Here is a 14,353-nt window from a genome sequence, read left to right on the forward strand (position 1 = left end):
GTTGCTTTAAGGTTCCGCGTTGCCTTAAGGTTCGGAGGGCTCCTGGCCGGCGGCGGCCCTTTGGACCACGGCTTCGAGTTCGTCCTTGGTGAGCTTCTCGCGGTGCCCGTGTTTGGTCCGGTACGCGGAGCGCCCCACCATGTGGGCGGACACCGGCGCCGTGAGAAGCTGGAAAATCCACGCCACCAGCAGGACGGGCCACACCCACCAAGTACGCATCTGCAGGCCGATCGCTGCGAGCATCAGGAACAAGCCCAACACCTGCGGCTTGGTGGCTGCGTGCATGCGGCTCATGAGGTCCGGGAACCTCAGCAGGCCGATCGCGGCACCCAAAGACATCAGGGCGCCCACTATGAGGAACACCGCGGTCACCATGTCGATGACCAGGTCCACTCCGGTGGCGTCAGGACTCATTGCTTTGCTCCCTTCGCTCGGCCACGAACCGGGCAACCGTCACTGAGCCGATGAAACCGATCACCGCGAGGGCCACCAGCAGCATCAGGTTGTTGAGGTGTTGGTTCACGGCCATGTCGATGGCGAGGGCAGCACCAAGGATGGCCAGCAGGACATCGGAGGCAAGGACGCGGTCCAGCAAAGATGGCCCAATCGCGATGCGCACGATCGCACCTGCAGCGGCGAGGCTGAGGATCACCGCCGTGGCCACCAGAACAAATTCCTTCACAGCGTTGCCCCTTCCATGCCGGGCCGGGCTTCTGCTTTCAGGGCCTCGACTTCTTCCCGCGTTCCCATGATGCGGATCAGCCCTGCCTCAATGTTCTGCGTCTCCCGGCGGATCTTGTCGATGTCCGCTTCTTCGTAGATGTTCAGCGCGTGCAGGTAGAGCGTGGAGGTGGAGCGGTCCACCTCCACCACCAGCGAGCCGGGGATCAGCGAGATGACATGCCCTGTAGCCGTCACCATGAGGTCCGAGTGGCTTCGCAACGGAACAGCGACGACGGCGCTGCGCACCTTGGGTCCCTTGACCACCGCCAGGTACAGCACCAGGAAGCTCGCTGCCACCACTTTCGCGACGAACATCAGGGCGAACGGAACAGCACGCAGGACATTGAACCTGCCGCTGAGCTCCACAGGCGGGAGGTAGAAGAACTTGGCCACCAGCACGGCGATCAACGCGCCAAAAAGCAGGTTGCCCGGACTGAAGTCACGCCACAGCGCACCCCATACGATGACCAGCCAGATGAGCAGCGGCAGTTCCGTGCGGAACGAGATCGGCTTGCGGCTCATTTCGTACCGCCATTCTGCGCCAGCGGGGGCACCTCGACAGAGTCACCCAGTACCGAGTGGATGTAGGCCGAGCGGTCCAGCATGATCTCCGCGGAACCGTCCGCGACCTGGAAGAGCGGACCGGCGAACACCGTCAGCGCCACCCCGAACACCACCAGTGCCGCAGTGGAACCCACCATGGTCCGCGGCAGCACTCCGACGTTGCCGGGGGTCATCAACACGGGATCCGGATATTCGGCATCCTCGGGTTTGCGCCAGAACGCCCTGTTCCACACACGGGCTATTGCCAGCAACGTCAGCAGGCTGGTGACCACGCCGCCCACTACCAGCACGATCGCCAGTGGGGTTCCGAGCTCCACGCCGGCCTGCAGAAGACCCAGCTTCCCAAGGAAGCCTGAGAACGGAGGAATGCCCGCCAGGTTCATGGCCGGTACGAAGAACAGCAACGCCAGCAACGGCGACAGCTTGGCCAGGCCGCCCAAGCGGTCAATGGAGGAGCTGCCACCCCGGCGTTCTATGAGTCCGGTGACCAGGAACAAGCTGGTCTGCACGGTGATGTGGTGGGCAACGTAGAACACTGCCGCACCCAGTCCCGCTACGGAGCTCATGGCCAGCCCGAACACCATGTACCCGATGTGGCTGATCAGCGTGAAGGACAGCAGACGTTTGATGTCGCTCTGGGCAAGGGCACCCAGAATACCGACAACCATGGTGAGTAGCGCCACCACCATCAGGGGAACGTTGAGGGTATCCCCGGGGAACAAAAGGGTCTCCGTCCGCACCATGGCGTAGACGCCCACTTTGGTCAGCAACCCGGCGAACACCGCAGTGACGGGGGCCGGTGCCGTGGGATAGGAGTCAGGAAGCCAGAAGGACAGGGGAAACACGGCGGCCTTGATCCCAAAGGCGACCAGGAGCATCACATGCAGCAGGTTCTGCGTGCCTTGGTCCAGCTCTGCCAGCTTGATGGCCAGATCCGCCATGGTGATGGTGCCGGTGGCCCCGTAAATCATGGCGATGGCGATAAGGAACAGGACAGATGACACTACGGAGACCACCACATACGTGACGCCGGCACGGATACGCGGACCCGTCCCGCCGAGGGTCATGAGCACGTAGCTTGCTGTCAGCAGGATCTCGAAGCCGACGTAGAGGTTGAAAAGGTCCCCGGTGAGGAAGGCGTTGGAGACTCCCGCCACCAGGATCAGGTACGTGGGGTGGAAGATCGACACGGGAGCTTCGTGGTCGCCGTCGGCCATGCCCTGGCCGGTGGCGTAGACCAGAACCGCCAGGCTCACCACTGTGGACACCACCAGCATGAGCGAGGAGAACTGGTCCACCACCAGGACCACACCCCATGGCGGCAGCCAACCGCCCAGGGTGACGGAGGTTGTGCCCCCGGACCAGACAGAGAAGAGCAGGAGGCATTCCAGCAGCAACGTGGTGCTGAGGATGCCGATGCTGACCAACCGTTGGGCGCTCTGGTGCCGGATCAGGAGGAACGCCAGCGCGGCGCCCAGGATGGGGAGGAGGACAGCCAGCGGCGACAGGTTTGCGAGGTTCACGCGCTGCCTCCTTCCTGCGTTGATGAAGTGTTGGGGGTTTCTGTGGCTTCCGGGTGGTTCCTGTCCGAGGTGCTGGACGGGGTGACCGCGAACTCCGAGGTTTCCAAGGGCACGATTGCGTCGTCCTCGGCGTCGAAGCTGGGGGTCTTTGCCACGCGGACGTCTTCGAGGTCGTCCTGGATTTCGTCCTGGCGGGCCAGCACCCAGGTGCGGTAGATGATGCCGAGCATGAATGCCGTGACCGCGAACGAAATGACAATCGAGGTCAGGATCAGTGCCTGCGGAAGCGGATCACTGTAGGAATCCGGATTGGTTTCCTTAGTGAAGAAGGGCGCCAGGCCGGCATACCCTCCGGTGCTCAGGATCAGGATGTTGGTGGCGTTGGCCAACAGCATCAGCCCGAGCAGCACGCGGGTGAGGCTGCGTTCCAGGATCAGGTAGATTCCGCAGGCGTACAGGACGCCCATGACGATCAGCAGGGTCAGGTTGATGCTCATGCCGTACCTTTCCCGGACGCGACGGATTGGGCAGCTTCCTGGGCCAGCCCGGCTTCCTGCGACACCCCGGCCTGCTCGGCTGCCTCTTCCTCGGTGAGGGGCGCGCCCTTGCCTTCAAAATGTTCGTCGATCTCGGCACCAAGGCTGCGGAGGACGTCCAACGCCAATCCCACCACCACGATGTACACGCCGATATCGAAAATGGTGGACGTGACGAACTTGACGTCTCCGAAGACGGGCAGCCAGAACTCGATGATCGCGCTCTGGAAGACCTGTCCGCCCAGGAACAACGGGACAAAACCGGACGCTGCCGCCGTCGCAAGTCCCGTTCCCAAAAGTGTTCCGGCGCTGACTGTCGCAGCTTCGCTCAACTCGAACCGTCCGCCGGCCAGGTAGCGGATGGTCAGAGCGAGCCCGGCGGTCAGGCCGCCGGCGAACCCGCCGCCCGGCAGGTTGTGTCCTGCGAGGAGGAGGTAGATCGAGAAGACAATCATCGAGTGGAAGATGAGCCTGGTGACGACTTCGAAAATGATCGAACGCCGCTCGGGGGCCAGGGTACGGCCCGCCACGAGCCAGGCGTCGCGGGTAACATCCGTGAACTTCTTGGCGACGGCGAGCGTGGCGCCGGCCCGGGAATCACGTTCGACGCCGGTACGGCGCCCCACGCTGCCTTCCGGTACGGCCTCGGAGGTCTTGATGCGGTCACCGCGGCTCCGGACAAAGATCAAGCTCGCCACACCCGTGGCGGCGATCGCCAAGACCGAGATTTCGCCGAAGGTATCCCAGGCGCGGATGTCCACGAGGGTCACGTTGACCACGTTCAGCCCGCCGCCGCCTTCGTAGGCCAGGCGCGGGAAGTCCAGGGAAACCGGAGTAGCAACGCGGGCCCCCATCGCGTAGATGGCAACGAAGATCATGGTGATGCCGAAAGCCGCACCGATGATCACGCGGATCACCCTGAGCCGGCCGCCTGTCCTGTCACGCAATTCCGCAGGAAGGCTCCGCATCGCGAGCACGAAGGCCACCAGCACGATGGTCTCCACCAGCATCTGCGTCAAAGCCAGATCGGGGGCACCCTGAAGGGCAAACATGAGGGCAATGCCGTAACCGGTGACCGACACCATGAGCACGGCGAGGAAGCGCTTGTTGGCCCGAACTGCGGCCAGCGCCCCCACGACGATTCCGGCTCCTGCCACCAGCTGCAGGGGTGAGTTGGGGTCGATGAAGTAGATGCCGTCAGGCAGCGGTTTGTTGGCCATGAGCATGGCAGTCAAGGGAACCGCGAAGGCGACAGTCAGGATTACCGCCAGGTAGAAGTACAGCGAACCACGTTGCGTGCGGCCCGTGACCCAGACGGCCACATCGTCCAAGGCACCAATGGTGTTTTGGTACGCGCGATCGCCATCCACCCAGTCGGGCACCAGGCCCTGGGCGCGGGCAACGAGGTTCCGTCCGTAGAACATGGCCGCACCCAGCACGAAAGTGACCGCGGTCAGGCCCAAAGCAGGCGTCAACCCGTGCCACAAAGCCAGGTGTCCGGCGTCGACGGCGTCCGGTCCGCCGGCGAACAGCGCGGCGTAAGGCTGGATCCAGGTGTCCACCGGCGCGGGCCACAGCCCGTACACGATGGTGAGCAAGCTCAGGATGGCGGGGGCGGCGAGGAAGGCGGGCTTGATCGGTTTGAACGGGGTGGGCTCCACGCCGGGCTTGACGGCGAACGCTCCCCACATGAACCGGGCACTGTAGGCGAAGGTGAGGATCGAGCCGATGACAAGGCCCACCAGGATCCAGATCCCCCAGGCAGGGGCGTCGTGGCCGGTTCCGTAGTGAACGAACGCTTCGAAGACCGACTCTTTCGCGACGAAACCTGCCAGCGGAGGAACACCGGCCATGGATGCGGCGGCGATCGCTGCAACCACGGCCAGGGCGCGGGACGAGCGGAAGACGCCGGAGAGCTTGCGGATGTCGCGCGTTCCGGATTGGTGGTCGATGATGCCCACCACCAGGAACAACGCAGCCTTGAACAGGCCGTGCGCCAGCAGCAGCCCCAACCCGGCCAGCGCGGCGTCGGGCCGGCCCAGCCCCACCACCATGGTCAGGAAACCGAGCTGGCTGACGGTGCCGTAAGCAAGGATGAGTTTGATGTCGGTCTGCCGCAGCGCGCGGTAGCCGCCAACAAGCATGGTGGCCAAACCAAGTCCCAGCACCACCGGCAGCCAGAATTCCGAGGCAGCAAAACCCGGAGCGAGCCTCGCAACGATGTAGATACCGGCCTTCACCATGGCCGCCGCATGCAGGTAGGCGCTGACCGGCGTCGGAGCCGCCATCGCGCCGGGGAGCCAGAAGTGGAACGGGACCAGTGCGGATTTGGTGATGGCACCCACCAGGATCAGTACGACGGCGGTGGTCACGGCGCCCTGCATGGGTCCGCTCATGAGCGTCCCGGCTTGGTCCAGAATGGCGGAAATGCGGTAAGTGCCTGCGGCCTGGCCCACGATGATCAGGCCTACGAGCATCGCCAGGCCACCAGCGGTGGTGACCATCAGCGCTTGAAGGGCTGACCGGCGGGCTGCCAAACGGGTGCGGGCGTAGCCGATGAGCAGGTAGGACAGGATGGTGGTGAGTTCCCAGAAGATGAACAGCATCAGCAGGTCATCGGAGGTCACAAGGCCAAACATGGCGCCGGCAAAGGCCAGGAGCTGGGCACCAAAACCGCCCAGTCCAGGATCCTTGTTCTTGAAATAGCGGGCACAGTAAACCAGCACCAGCGAACCGACACCCAGAATCAGCAGGGACATGACCCACGCCAAGGGATCCATGCGGAAGGCGAGCTCAAGCTGCAGACTCGGAATCCACGGCAGGATTTCCTCTATGCCGCCACCGGAATATACGGGGCCGTACTGGAGGACCAACCAGACGAAAGCGGCTGCGGGGACGGCGGCCAGCACGTAGAACGCATTTCGTCCAAGTGAGCGGAAGATCAAGGGCGCCACAGTTGCCGCTGCAAAGGTGATGGCGAGAACTGTGATCACTGTTTTCTCCGCAAAGTCAGGAACGAATTGTCAAAAGTTGGAGCAGGCGGTCATACGTTGGGTTCGGTTTACCTAGTTTATCAAGGGGCCAGGACAGTTTTTGGCCACTTTCCCGCTCCGCCCGCTGTTCATCGGGGGTTGTTCACAACGCGGTCTGTCATCCGCGCGCGGCGTTCCCTGCACCTATAGCATTCACACTATGAACGCGGCCGCAGTTCCCGAAGCCTCCCACCCGACATCCGCGCTCGCCACGGGTCCCGTCGCCTCAAAAAAGGGGCAAATCCTGGCGTGGGCTTCCTGGGACTGGGGTTCGGCTGCCTTTAACGCGGTCATGACGACGTTTGTTTTCACGGTTTACCTCACGTCCAATGCGTTCGGCGAAGAAGACGCCGCATCTGCCGCTTTGGGTGCCGCGCTGGCCATTGCCGGCCTGGCCATCGCGTTAGTGGCACCGGTCACCGGGCAGCGTTCCGACGCCGGGGGCAGGCGGAAACTCTGGCTTGGAGTCAACACTGCCGCGACGGCGCTGCTCACGGGACTGTGCTTCTTCGTCTTCCCGCGGCCGGAATTCCTGCTCCTGGGTGTCTGCCTGATCGCCCTGGGCAATGTGTTCTTCGAGTTTGCCGGCGTGAACTACAACGCCATGTTGGCCCAGATCTCAACACCCAGGAACATTGGCAAGGTCAGCGGCTTCGGCTGGGGCATGGGTTACCTCGGCGGAATCGTGGCGCTTCTGCTGGTCCTGCAGCTCTTTGTCCAGCCTTCCTTCGACTGGTTCGGAGCCTCCACCCAGGACTCGCTCAACATACGGTTGGTCGCCGTTTTCTCAGCCCTGTGGTTCTTTATCTTCGCCCTGCCCGTGATGTTTGCCGTCCCTGAGGTATCCGTGAAGAAGGACACCTCATCCTTGGGCTTCTTCGCCTCCTACAGATTGCTGATCCGGCGTATCGGGGCCATCTACAAGACCAGTCCGCACACCATCTACTTCCTTCTGTCCAGCGCCATCTTCCGCGACGGGCTGGCCGCCGTGTTCACCTTTGGCGGCGTCATCGCGGCGGGAACCTTTGGTTTCGAGCTCAAAGAAGTCATCTTCTTCGCCATCTTTGGCAACGTAGTGGCGGCTGTTGGCGCTGTGATCGGCGGCTTCCTGGACGACAGGATCGGCCCCAAGGCTGTCATCATCCTGTCCCTGATAGGGCTGCTGACCGCGGGAACCTTCATCCTGGTCCTCGGCAACGAAGACTATGTCTTCTTCGGCAACGCGTGGCCCGGTTCTGCAACGTTCTGGGTCTTCGGGCTTCTGCTCTGCCTTTTCGTAGGTCCCGCCCAGTCCTCTTCCAGGGCCTACCTTGCCAGGCTTGCCCCGGCCGGAGAATCGGGCGAATTGTTCGGCCTGTACGCCACAACGGGAAGGGCCGTCAGTTTCCTCGCCCCCACCCTGTTCACGCTGTGCATCACCATCGCCTCGCCGCTCGTTGCCGCCGGGGAGGCACAACGTTGGGGCATCCTCGGGATCATGGTTGTGCTCCTGGCCGGTCTCCTGGTGATCCTGCCCGTGAAGCCACCGGCCAAAGTGGAAATAGCCGTAGTACCAGAGCGTTAACTACATAGGGCCGGTTGGGCGTCAACAACGTACCGGACCGGTTCAACAGAGTTTAGGGTGGAGCTATGAACGTGGATGAGACCGAACTTCCGGGCCTTGGCATCCGGAAGGACTTCGTGACGGCCTCCGGCCGCCGTATTGGCGTGGTGGAACTGCGCGAGGGCGAAACCGAGCTTTTCGTCTCGACGTGGGATGACCCGGATACGTGCCAGGCCTCCATCCCGTTGACGGCGGATGAAGCCTCGACTTTGGGGAACCTCCTGGGCGGACAGCACATCGCCATGCGCCTGGCCGAGGCGCACCGCGAGGTCCCCGGTATCGTCACACGACAGTTTTCCATTACGGCTGATTCTCCATTCGTGAACCAGGCCATGGGCAAGGCCCAAATCCGCACACGCAGTGGCGTCTCCATCGTGGCGATCATGCGCGAAGGTGAGGTCGTCCCCTCGCCGGCGCCCGACGTCGTACTTCACACCGGTGATCTGCTCGTAGCGGTCGGCACCCAGGAAGGACTTGACTCGGCAGCCGACATCCTCCGCAACGGCTGACCGCTATGGATCCGCTCGCACTAGCCCTCATTGAACTGGGGGCCGTCGTGTTCTGCCTCGGCCTCCTGGCTCGGTTAGCGGGCAAAATCGGCATGTCCCCCATTCCCCTCTATCTCGTGGGTGGCTTGGCCTTCGGTGCCGGGGGCTTGGTCAAGCTGGATGGCATGCACGAGTTCGCGCATCTCTCAGGCGAGATGGGCGTCATCCTGCTGCTGCTTATGCTCGGCTTGGAATACACCGCCTCAGAGCTGGTAACCGGCCTTCGCCGGTCCTGGCAAGCAGGGGTCATGGACTTCGTGCTCAACTTCTTACCGGGCGCAGGCCTTGCCGTCCTGCTGGGGTGGGGTCTTGTAGGGGCCATCGTCATGGGCGGTGTCACCTACATTTCGTCTTCCGGCATCGCCGCGAAGGTCATTACCGACCTGGGCCGAATCGGTAACCGCGAAACGCCTGTGGTGCTTTCCATCCTGGTTTTCGAAGACCTCGCGATGGCCATCTACCTGCCCATTCTCACCGCCATCCTTGCCGGCGTCGGGTTCCTGGGCGGACTGCAGACGGTGGGGATTGCACTGGCAGTGGTCACGGTAGTGCTGGTGATCGCCCTCAAGCACGGGCATCGGGTCTCGCAGGCTATCCACAGCGAAAACTCCGAGGTCTTCCTGCTCAATGTCCTGGGACTCGCCCTGTTGGTGGCCGGAATCGCATCGGCCCTTCAGGTATCCGCAGCCGTGGGAGCGTTCATGTTGGGCATCGCCATATCCGGCGCTACCGCCCACAACGCCACCCGCATCCTTGAACCATTGCGCGACCTTTTCGCTGCGATCTTCTTTGTGGCGTTCGGCCTCAACACGGACCCCACCTCAATTCCCCCTGTGCTGGGCTGGGCCCTCCTCCTGGCGGTGCTGACTGCCGCCACCAAGATGCTCACGGGGATCTGGGCTGCCAAAAGGGCCGGTATCGCGATGCCCGGCCGCTTCCGTGCGGGCGCTGCGCTTATTGCCCGTGGTGAGTTCTCCATCGTCATCGCCGGCTTGGCCGTCGCCTCCGGGGCGGTTCCTGGAGAACTCGCCGCACTGGCCACGGCCTACGTCCTCATCATGGCCATCGTAGGTCCGTTGGCCGCCCGCTTCGTGGAACCCGTAGTCAAGGCCATCCGCAGAACCCCGAAAGCTCCACCCCGGACCACGGACCGCGCACCGGCGTAACGTCGCCACCCCCTCGCCTCCACCGGGGGGCGACATCCCACCCCAAAACCCTCACCGAGGGGCGACATCCCACCCCAAACCCCTCTGGGAAAGCCTCGAGAGCTACCTCCTCGATGCCCACCCACCCTTTATGAGAGCCTCCCGAATAAGACGGGCAACTCCGTCGTAGCCGTGCTCTTGGACATGACTGGCAGTAATGACGACAGAGATCCATCCGTTTGCAGCGAGTGCCGCCTCCCTCCGTAAGTCGGATTCCTGTTGGGCGGCGCTGAGGTGATGCACGCCGTCGTAATTCACCGCAACCTTGTATTCCGGAAAGGCGAGATCCGGCCACGCAACCTCGCGGCCCCACGCATCCAACACCACGTAACTCAACGTCGGTTCCGGCAGGAAATTGCGGCCGATGGCCAGGCGGAGACGCGTCTCCGGGGCTGAATCTGCGCCAACGCGCGCGAGTTCCAGCGCGGCCCGGGCCTTCCGGATGCCTCGTGCGCCCGCATGTCTGCCTACTTGATTCCTCAGATCCTGTATTGAGCAGAATGGAATCCGATTGTGTCCAAAGCTTCTGGTCTGGCTGCAGATGAAATGGTCGGCCGCTGCCACCAGGTCTTCGAACGGCAACACAGCGGCGAGATCCAGCCATGTCCGGGAAGGACTCGTCAGCGGAATGCCGTCCTTGAAGGCGACATCGAACTCGCCGAGCACGATCCGATGTCCGCGAACCCCCTTTCGCTGCGGCCTGAAAGCGCCGTCCGTCCGGGTCAGATGAATCAGGAAATCCTGCTGCCGATCCCACGGCAGCGGGCACCCCCACAGCATCGCGGCCGTTTCATGGCAGCAAATCGCGCCATCGCTCACTGCTGTCAGGAGCCGCGCGGTGTGTGCGGGGTCTTGCTCCTCGCCCCAGGGAACACGGATGCCCCTGCTGGCGACCTGGAGATCGCTGTTCCAGGCACGATGATCCGGAAGGCCGGCCGCACGTTGCTCGGCCAGGGTGAACGAGCGACCTTGGAGATGGGGCGGAAGCGGCGGAGACAACCTCATCAGCCATTGTTTGCACGCCTTGGGATGCCTTGGTCGTCCTTTGGGCGGTTACCCACAGTGTGGAGGAATAGTGCCGCACTCAGCGCGCGCCGAGGAGCAAGATCTCAACCGAAAACGCCCCTCCCAAAGAGCCGAAAGCTCACCCCTCAGCGCAAAAGGGGGCACCCAAAGAGCCGAAAGCTCACCCCTCAGCGCAAAAGGGGGCACCCAAAGAGCCGAAAGCTCACCCCTCAGCGCAACAGGGAGCCACCCAAAGAGCCGAAAGCTCACCCCTCGGCGCAAAAGGGAGCCACCCAAAGAGCCGAAAGCTCACCCCTCAGCGCAACAGGGGGGGGCTAGATGGACGTCCGGTGGAAGTTCTGGTGGCTGCGGCTGGCGGTCGGGCCGCGCTGTCCTTGGTAGCGGTTGCCGTATTCGCCGGAGCCGTAAGGGTGCTCAGCCGAGGAAGTGAGGCGGAAGAAGCACAGCTGGCCAATCTTCATGCCCGGCCAGAGCTTGATGGGGAGCGTGGCCACGTTGGAGAGCTCCAGCGTCACGTGTCCGGAGAATCCCGGATCGATGAACCCTGCCGTCGAGTGCGTCAGCAAGCCGAGGCGCCCGAGGGAGGACTTGCCTTCCAGGCGTGCGGCAATGTCATCGGCCAGGCTGACGGTCTCGTAGGTCGAACCCAGGACGAATTCTCCAGGGTGCAGGATGAAGGGTTCGTCACCTTCCACCTCCACGAGCCTGGTCAGCTCGGGCTGCTCCTCGGCGGGATCGATGTGCGCGTATTTGTGGTTGTCGAAGAGCCGGAAGAACCGGTCGATACGCACGTCCACGGAAGACGGCTGCACCATCGCGGGATCGTACGGCTCAAGAACAATCCGTTGGGAGTCTATTTCGGCACGTATGTCGCGGTCAGAGATCAGCACGTCATCAAAAATACCCCAAATACCGAACGCATTGTCCGGACAGCCTCATGGGACTATAGTTCCCGGACAGGTAAAGCCGCGCCCGTACTTGGGGGCAACGAGCATCCGCGGGGTAATTGTGAACAAACTGGCAGCGCCTGCCGCCATTGTGCTGGCTGGCGCGCTGGCGCTTTGCATGGCCGCATCAAGCCAGATCCTGCCGGCAACGGAGGCGGTTCCCGGCGCAAGCACCACAGCATCGTCCAGTGTCCCGTCCGGGTTGTCGGCACCTGAGGAAAGCCCGACGGCGGCTCCCGCACCTGAAGTGGCGACCCCCGCCGTCGATGGGTCCTCCAGTTCCGCAACGCCTGCAGCGCCAGCAACGCTGACACCTCCTCCCGCGCGGGATCCTGCCTCGGATGGCGGGCCGATCGCCGTCGATCCGGTTTTCGAGACACCGCCTCCCGTGCCGGAAATCGGACCGTCATGGGGACCGGACAATCCCTCGGATCCCAGCCCGAGCGCCACTGGTACCACGACCCCGCCGGTCGAAACGCGGCCGACGTCGGAAGAGACGGCAGACAGTGGCGCCGCCGCAACGACGCCGACGGCCGAGGCCGCAGGGCCCTCGCCAACAGCCGCGCCAACACCAACAGCCACGCCAACGCCAACACCAACGCCAACGCCGACGCCGACACCATCGTCAACGCCAACGCAAACCCCCTCGGCCGATCCGGGCGCGACCCCCGTCACCGACTCCCCCAGCCCGTTCCCCGGCAAGGCTCCGGGCCACGACCCCAATCTCCAAGACGGCGCTTTGGCGCTCCTCCCCGACAACAACAGCGCAGCGATCCTCACGGTGTTCAATGCGATCAACAGCTACCGCGCATCGTTGGGCCTCGCTCCGGTGAAGTACCACGCCACGGTTGCCAACCTGGCGCAGGAGTGGTCAAACAACATCGCTACCCGTGAGGTGATCCAGCACCGGCCCAACTTCTGGACGGACCCGCGGGCGATGAATCCGAACAATGGAGCGGGGGAGGTCATTGCAGTCCGCTGGGACCGCGACGCGGCGCAACTTGTGGAGTGGTGGAAGGGCTCCCCGGGCCACGATGCTTTGCTGCGGGACCCCAGGTTCAATGTGATGGGTATCGGCATCACCTACACGGACGGCAACTGGCAGACGACGCCCAACCGGTACACGCTGTGGGGCGTGGTCAACTTCTTCGGCTACACAACGTTGCCCGCCGGAACCACCACCAGCCCGGGTGGAACGGTGACACCACCCACTGACCCTGTGGCGGTGTGCGAACCAGGGTCCAAGCACCAACCCCCAACGGTCGATTTGAGTGCCGCGGCAATCAGCAGTGCTGCCGACCTGGTGTCCATCGCCGCCGACGGTTCCGTCGTTGCGTACCCGTCCTGGGGTAACGGCAGATTTGGCCTGGGCAAGCGGATTGGTGCCGGATTCGTGGGCCTCAAGGAGCTGTTTGTGGTGGACTGGGACCGCGATGGGGTCTTCGACCTGCTCTATCAACGGCTGGACGGGGCGCTCCTGGTGTATCCGGGCCTTCAAACGGGCGGTTTCAAGGATCCGGTGGTCTTGGGCCAGGGCTGGGGAACCTTGAACATTTCGGTGGGCACGTGGTGCGCCAACAACCGGCTTCCCCAGATCGTCGCCATGGACCAGGGCGGCAACCTGTATCTGTACAAGAACACGGGCTTGGCCTACATCCGCAGCCAGTCTGCGATTGGCACCGGCAACCCGTCTGTCCGGGTGACCATGGTGGATTACAACGCCGATGGCTTCCAGGACCTGCTCAGCACCGAGCCGAACGGCACCTTGCGCCTGTACCGGGGCAGCGGCCTGGGTACACCGAAACAGGAATCACGCCCCGTAGTGGGCAGCGCGTGGACGGATTACACAGGGTTGCGGGCTTTGAGTGGGCTCACGGGACCGGGCTCGGTAGGCGTGGCCGGCTTGGACCGCAATGGCATGGTGGAGTACTGGGACCTGACCTCGGGACGCCTCACTACGCCGGTGACGATTGGCAATGGTTGGGCCGGGCTGAGGTTCGCCAGCTAGGAGCTGGATTCGATCGCGGCCTTCAGCCGTTCCAACTGGCCGACTTCAACCTCCAGGGCCTTCTGGATCATCCCGTTCATGAGCTTGCGCAGACCTTTGGGATGGTATTCAAGGGCAAAGCGCAGCCGGGTGGTATCGCCTTCGGTGCTGAGATAGTAGCCACCGGTGGGCCGGGCGGGTCCCGCTACGACGGCGTACCGGACTTCCGCGCCGGGGCGGGCCTCGGTGATGGTGAAATCGGCTGCGATGGGCCGGCCACCAGGTCCGGCGACGGTCTGCTGGTACAACGCACCCTTTTGGCCGCGAACGCCTGATCGAAGCGCGATGCTTCGCACGTCTGAACGCCAGAGTGAGTTGTTCATCCCGTCCATGAGGAAACCGTAAACGGTCATGGCGTCCCGACTGATCACCACTTCATTGGCTGCGAATGCCACGGAAAACCTCTCTCGGCCTACGGTTCAAATGTCGTAGCCGGGTTCCCCATACGCAGCAGCTAACAAGTTCAGAATAGTCAGCCCGGTGCGGTGACGACACACGACTTCCGAGCCTTGACCGAATGGTTACCTGCCGATTTTTTCCCGCGCACTGCTGACACGCCTTCCATGGCCGGGTAGAGTGCCAGCCGCTGGACAATTCCA

General features: G+C 63.3%; 13 protein-coding genes. 4 read left to right on the top strand and 9 right to left on the bottom strand.

Features of this window, described 5'->3' with window-relative positions; translation table 11 throughout:
- Positions 1-24 precede the first annotated feature (24 nt).
- From mnhG to PV760_RS08365, 6 genes are read right to left on the bottom strand one after another with little or no spacing between them, the layout of a single operon-like run.
- On the bottom strand, positions 25-414 hold the full coding sequence (gene mnhG / locus PV760_RS08340; RefSeq protein ID WP_018778184.1) for a monovalent cation/H(+) antiporter subunit G: 390 nt from the start codon (positions 412-414) through the stop codon (positions 25-27).
- A complete protein-coding gene (locus PV760_RS08345) occupies positions 404-682 on the bottom strand; it encodes an MrpF/PhaF family protein (protein WP_018778183.1) in 279 nt (92 codons plus the stop codon). Before PV760_RS08345 ends, mnhG begins: the two co-directional genes overlap by 11 nt.
- Positions 679-1,245 carry a Na+/H+ antiporter subunit E gene (locus tag PV760_RS08350; protein ID WP_018778182.1) on the bottom strand — a complete coding sequence of 189 codons (567 nt, stop codon included), beginning with the start codon at positions 1,243-1,245 and terminating at the stop codon, positions 679-681. The genes PV760_RS08345 and PV760_RS08350 overlap by 4 nt, the downstream gene beginning before the upstream one ends.
- Positions 1,242-2,810, bottom strand: coding sequence for a Na+/H+ antiporter subunit D (locus tag PV760_RS08355; protein WP_354627547.1), 1,569 nt, complete (start codon positions 2,808-2,810; stop codon positions 1,242-1,244). The genes PV760_RS08350 and PV760_RS08355 overlap by 4 nt, the downstream gene beginning before the upstream one ends.
- Positions 2,807-3,307 (bottom strand): Na(+)/H(+) antiporter subunit C, encoded by a 501-nt coding sequence (locus PV760_RS08360; RefSeq protein ID WP_018778180.1) that lies wholly within the window; start codon positions 3,305-3,307, stop codon positions 2,807-2,809. The genes PV760_RS08355 and PV760_RS08360 overlap by 4 nt, the downstream gene beginning before the upstream one ends.
- Positions 3,304-6,339, bottom strand: coding sequence for a Na+/H+ antiporter subunit A (locus PV760_RS08365; protein ID WP_354627548.1), 3,036 nt, complete (start codon positions 6,337-6,339; stop codon positions 3,304-3,306). Before PV760_RS08365 ends, PV760_RS08360 begins: the two co-directional genes overlap by 4 nt.
- Before the next feature lie 199 nt (positions 6,340-6,538).
- Between PV760_RS08365 and PV760_RS08370 the strand changes: the two genes are divergently transcribed.
- The 3 genes from PV760_RS08370 (at position 6,539) to PV760_RS08380 (ending at position 9,695) form a co-directional block, all read left to right on the top strand.
- A complete protein-coding gene (locus tag PV760_RS08370; protein WP_354627549.1) occupies positions 6,539-7,942 on the top strand; it encodes an MFS transporter in 1,404 nt (467 codons plus the stop codon).
- Between the two features lie 65 nt (positions 7,943-8,007).
- Positions 8,008-8,490 carry a cation:proton antiporter regulatory subunit gene (locus tag PV760_RS08375; RefSeq protein WP_018778177.1) on the top strand — a complete coding sequence of 161 codons (483 nt, stop codon included), beginning with the start codon at positions 8,008-8,010 and terminating at the stop codon, positions 8,488-8,490.
- 5 nt (positions 8,491-8,495) lie between these two features.
- Positions 8,496-9,695 carry a cation:proton antiporter gene (locus PV760_RS08380; protein ID WP_039243100.1) on the top strand — a complete coding sequence of 400 codons (1,200 nt, stop codon included), beginning with the start codon at positions 8,496-8,498 and terminating at the stop codon, positions 9,693-9,695.
- Between the two features lie 102 nt (positions 9,696-9,797).
- On the opposite strand, the gene PV760_RS08385 is transcribed toward PV760_RS08380, so the two are convergent.
- Both PV760_RS08385 and dcd read right to left on the bottom strand, forming a co-directional pair.
- The gene (locus PV760_RS08385) at positions 9,798-10,739 is read right to left on the bottom strand and encodes an endonuclease domain-containing protein (RefSeq protein ID WP_354627550.1); all 942 of its coding nucleotides are present in this window, start codon (positions 10,737-10,739) and stop codon (positions 9,798-9,800) included.
- Positions 10,740-11,074: 335 nt separating this feature from the next.
- Positions 11,075-11,650, bottom strand: a complete 576-nt coding sequence (gene dcd / locus PV760_RS08390) for a dCTP deaminase (RefSeq protein WP_011776299.1) — start codon at positions 11,648-11,650, stop codon at positions 11,075-11,077.
- 118 nt (positions 11,651-11,768) lie between these two features.
- Here dcd and PV760_RS08395 point away from each other — a divergent pair, with 118 nt between their 5' ends.
- Positions 11,769-13,715, top strand: a complete 1,947-nt coding sequence (locus PV760_RS08395; RefSeq protein ID WP_354627551.1) for a CAP domain-containing protein — start codon at positions 11,769-11,771, stop codon at positions 13,713-13,715.
- On the opposite strand, the gene PV760_RS08400 is transcribed toward PV760_RS08395, so the two are convergent.
- The gene (locus PV760_RS08400; protein WP_018778172.1) at positions 13,712-14,149 is read right to left on the bottom strand and encodes an SRPBCC family protein; all 438 of its coding nucleotides are present in this window, start codon (positions 14,147-14,149) and stop codon (positions 13,712-13,714) included. The two genes, PV760_RS08395 and PV760_RS08400, sit on opposite strands and share 4 nt — an antisense overlap.
- Between the last annotated feature and the right edge of the window lie 204 nt (positions 14,150-14,353).

It is taken from the genome of Paenarthrobacter sp. CC6 (assembly GCF_040560085.1).
Classification (GTDB): Bacteria; Actinomycetota; Actinomycetes; order Actinomycetales; family Micrococcaceae; genus Arthrobacter; species Arthrobacter nicotinovorans.

Coding starts and splice junctions, on each gene's coding strand:
- mnhG (WP_018778184.1), bottom strand. CDS start 414: ATGAGTCCTGACGCCACCGGAGTGGACCTGGTCATCGACATGGTGACC.
- PV760_RS08350 (WP_018778182.1), bottom strand. CDS start 1,245: ATGAGCCGCAAGCCGATCTCGTTCCGCACGGAACTGCCGCTGCTCATC.
- PV760_RS08360 (WP_018778180.1), bottom strand. CDS start 3,307: ATGAGCATCAACCTGACCCTGCTGATCGTCATGGGCGTCCTGTACGCC.
- PV760_RS08370 (WP_354627549.1), top strand. CDS start 6,539: ATGAACGCGGCCGCAGTTCCCGAAGCCTCCCACCCGACATCCGCGCTC.
- PV760_RS08375 (WP_018778177.1), top strand. CDS start 8,008: ATGAACGTGGATGAGACCGAACTTCCGGGCCTTGGCATCCGGAAGGAC.
- PV760_RS08380 (WP_039243100.1), top strand. CDS start 8,496: ATGGATCCGCTCGCACTAGCCCTCATTGAACTGGGGGCCGTCGTGTTC.
- PV760_RS08385 (WP_354627550.1), bottom strand. CDS start 10,739: ATGAGGTTGTCTCCGCCGCTTCCGCCCCATCTCCAAGGTCGCTCGTTC.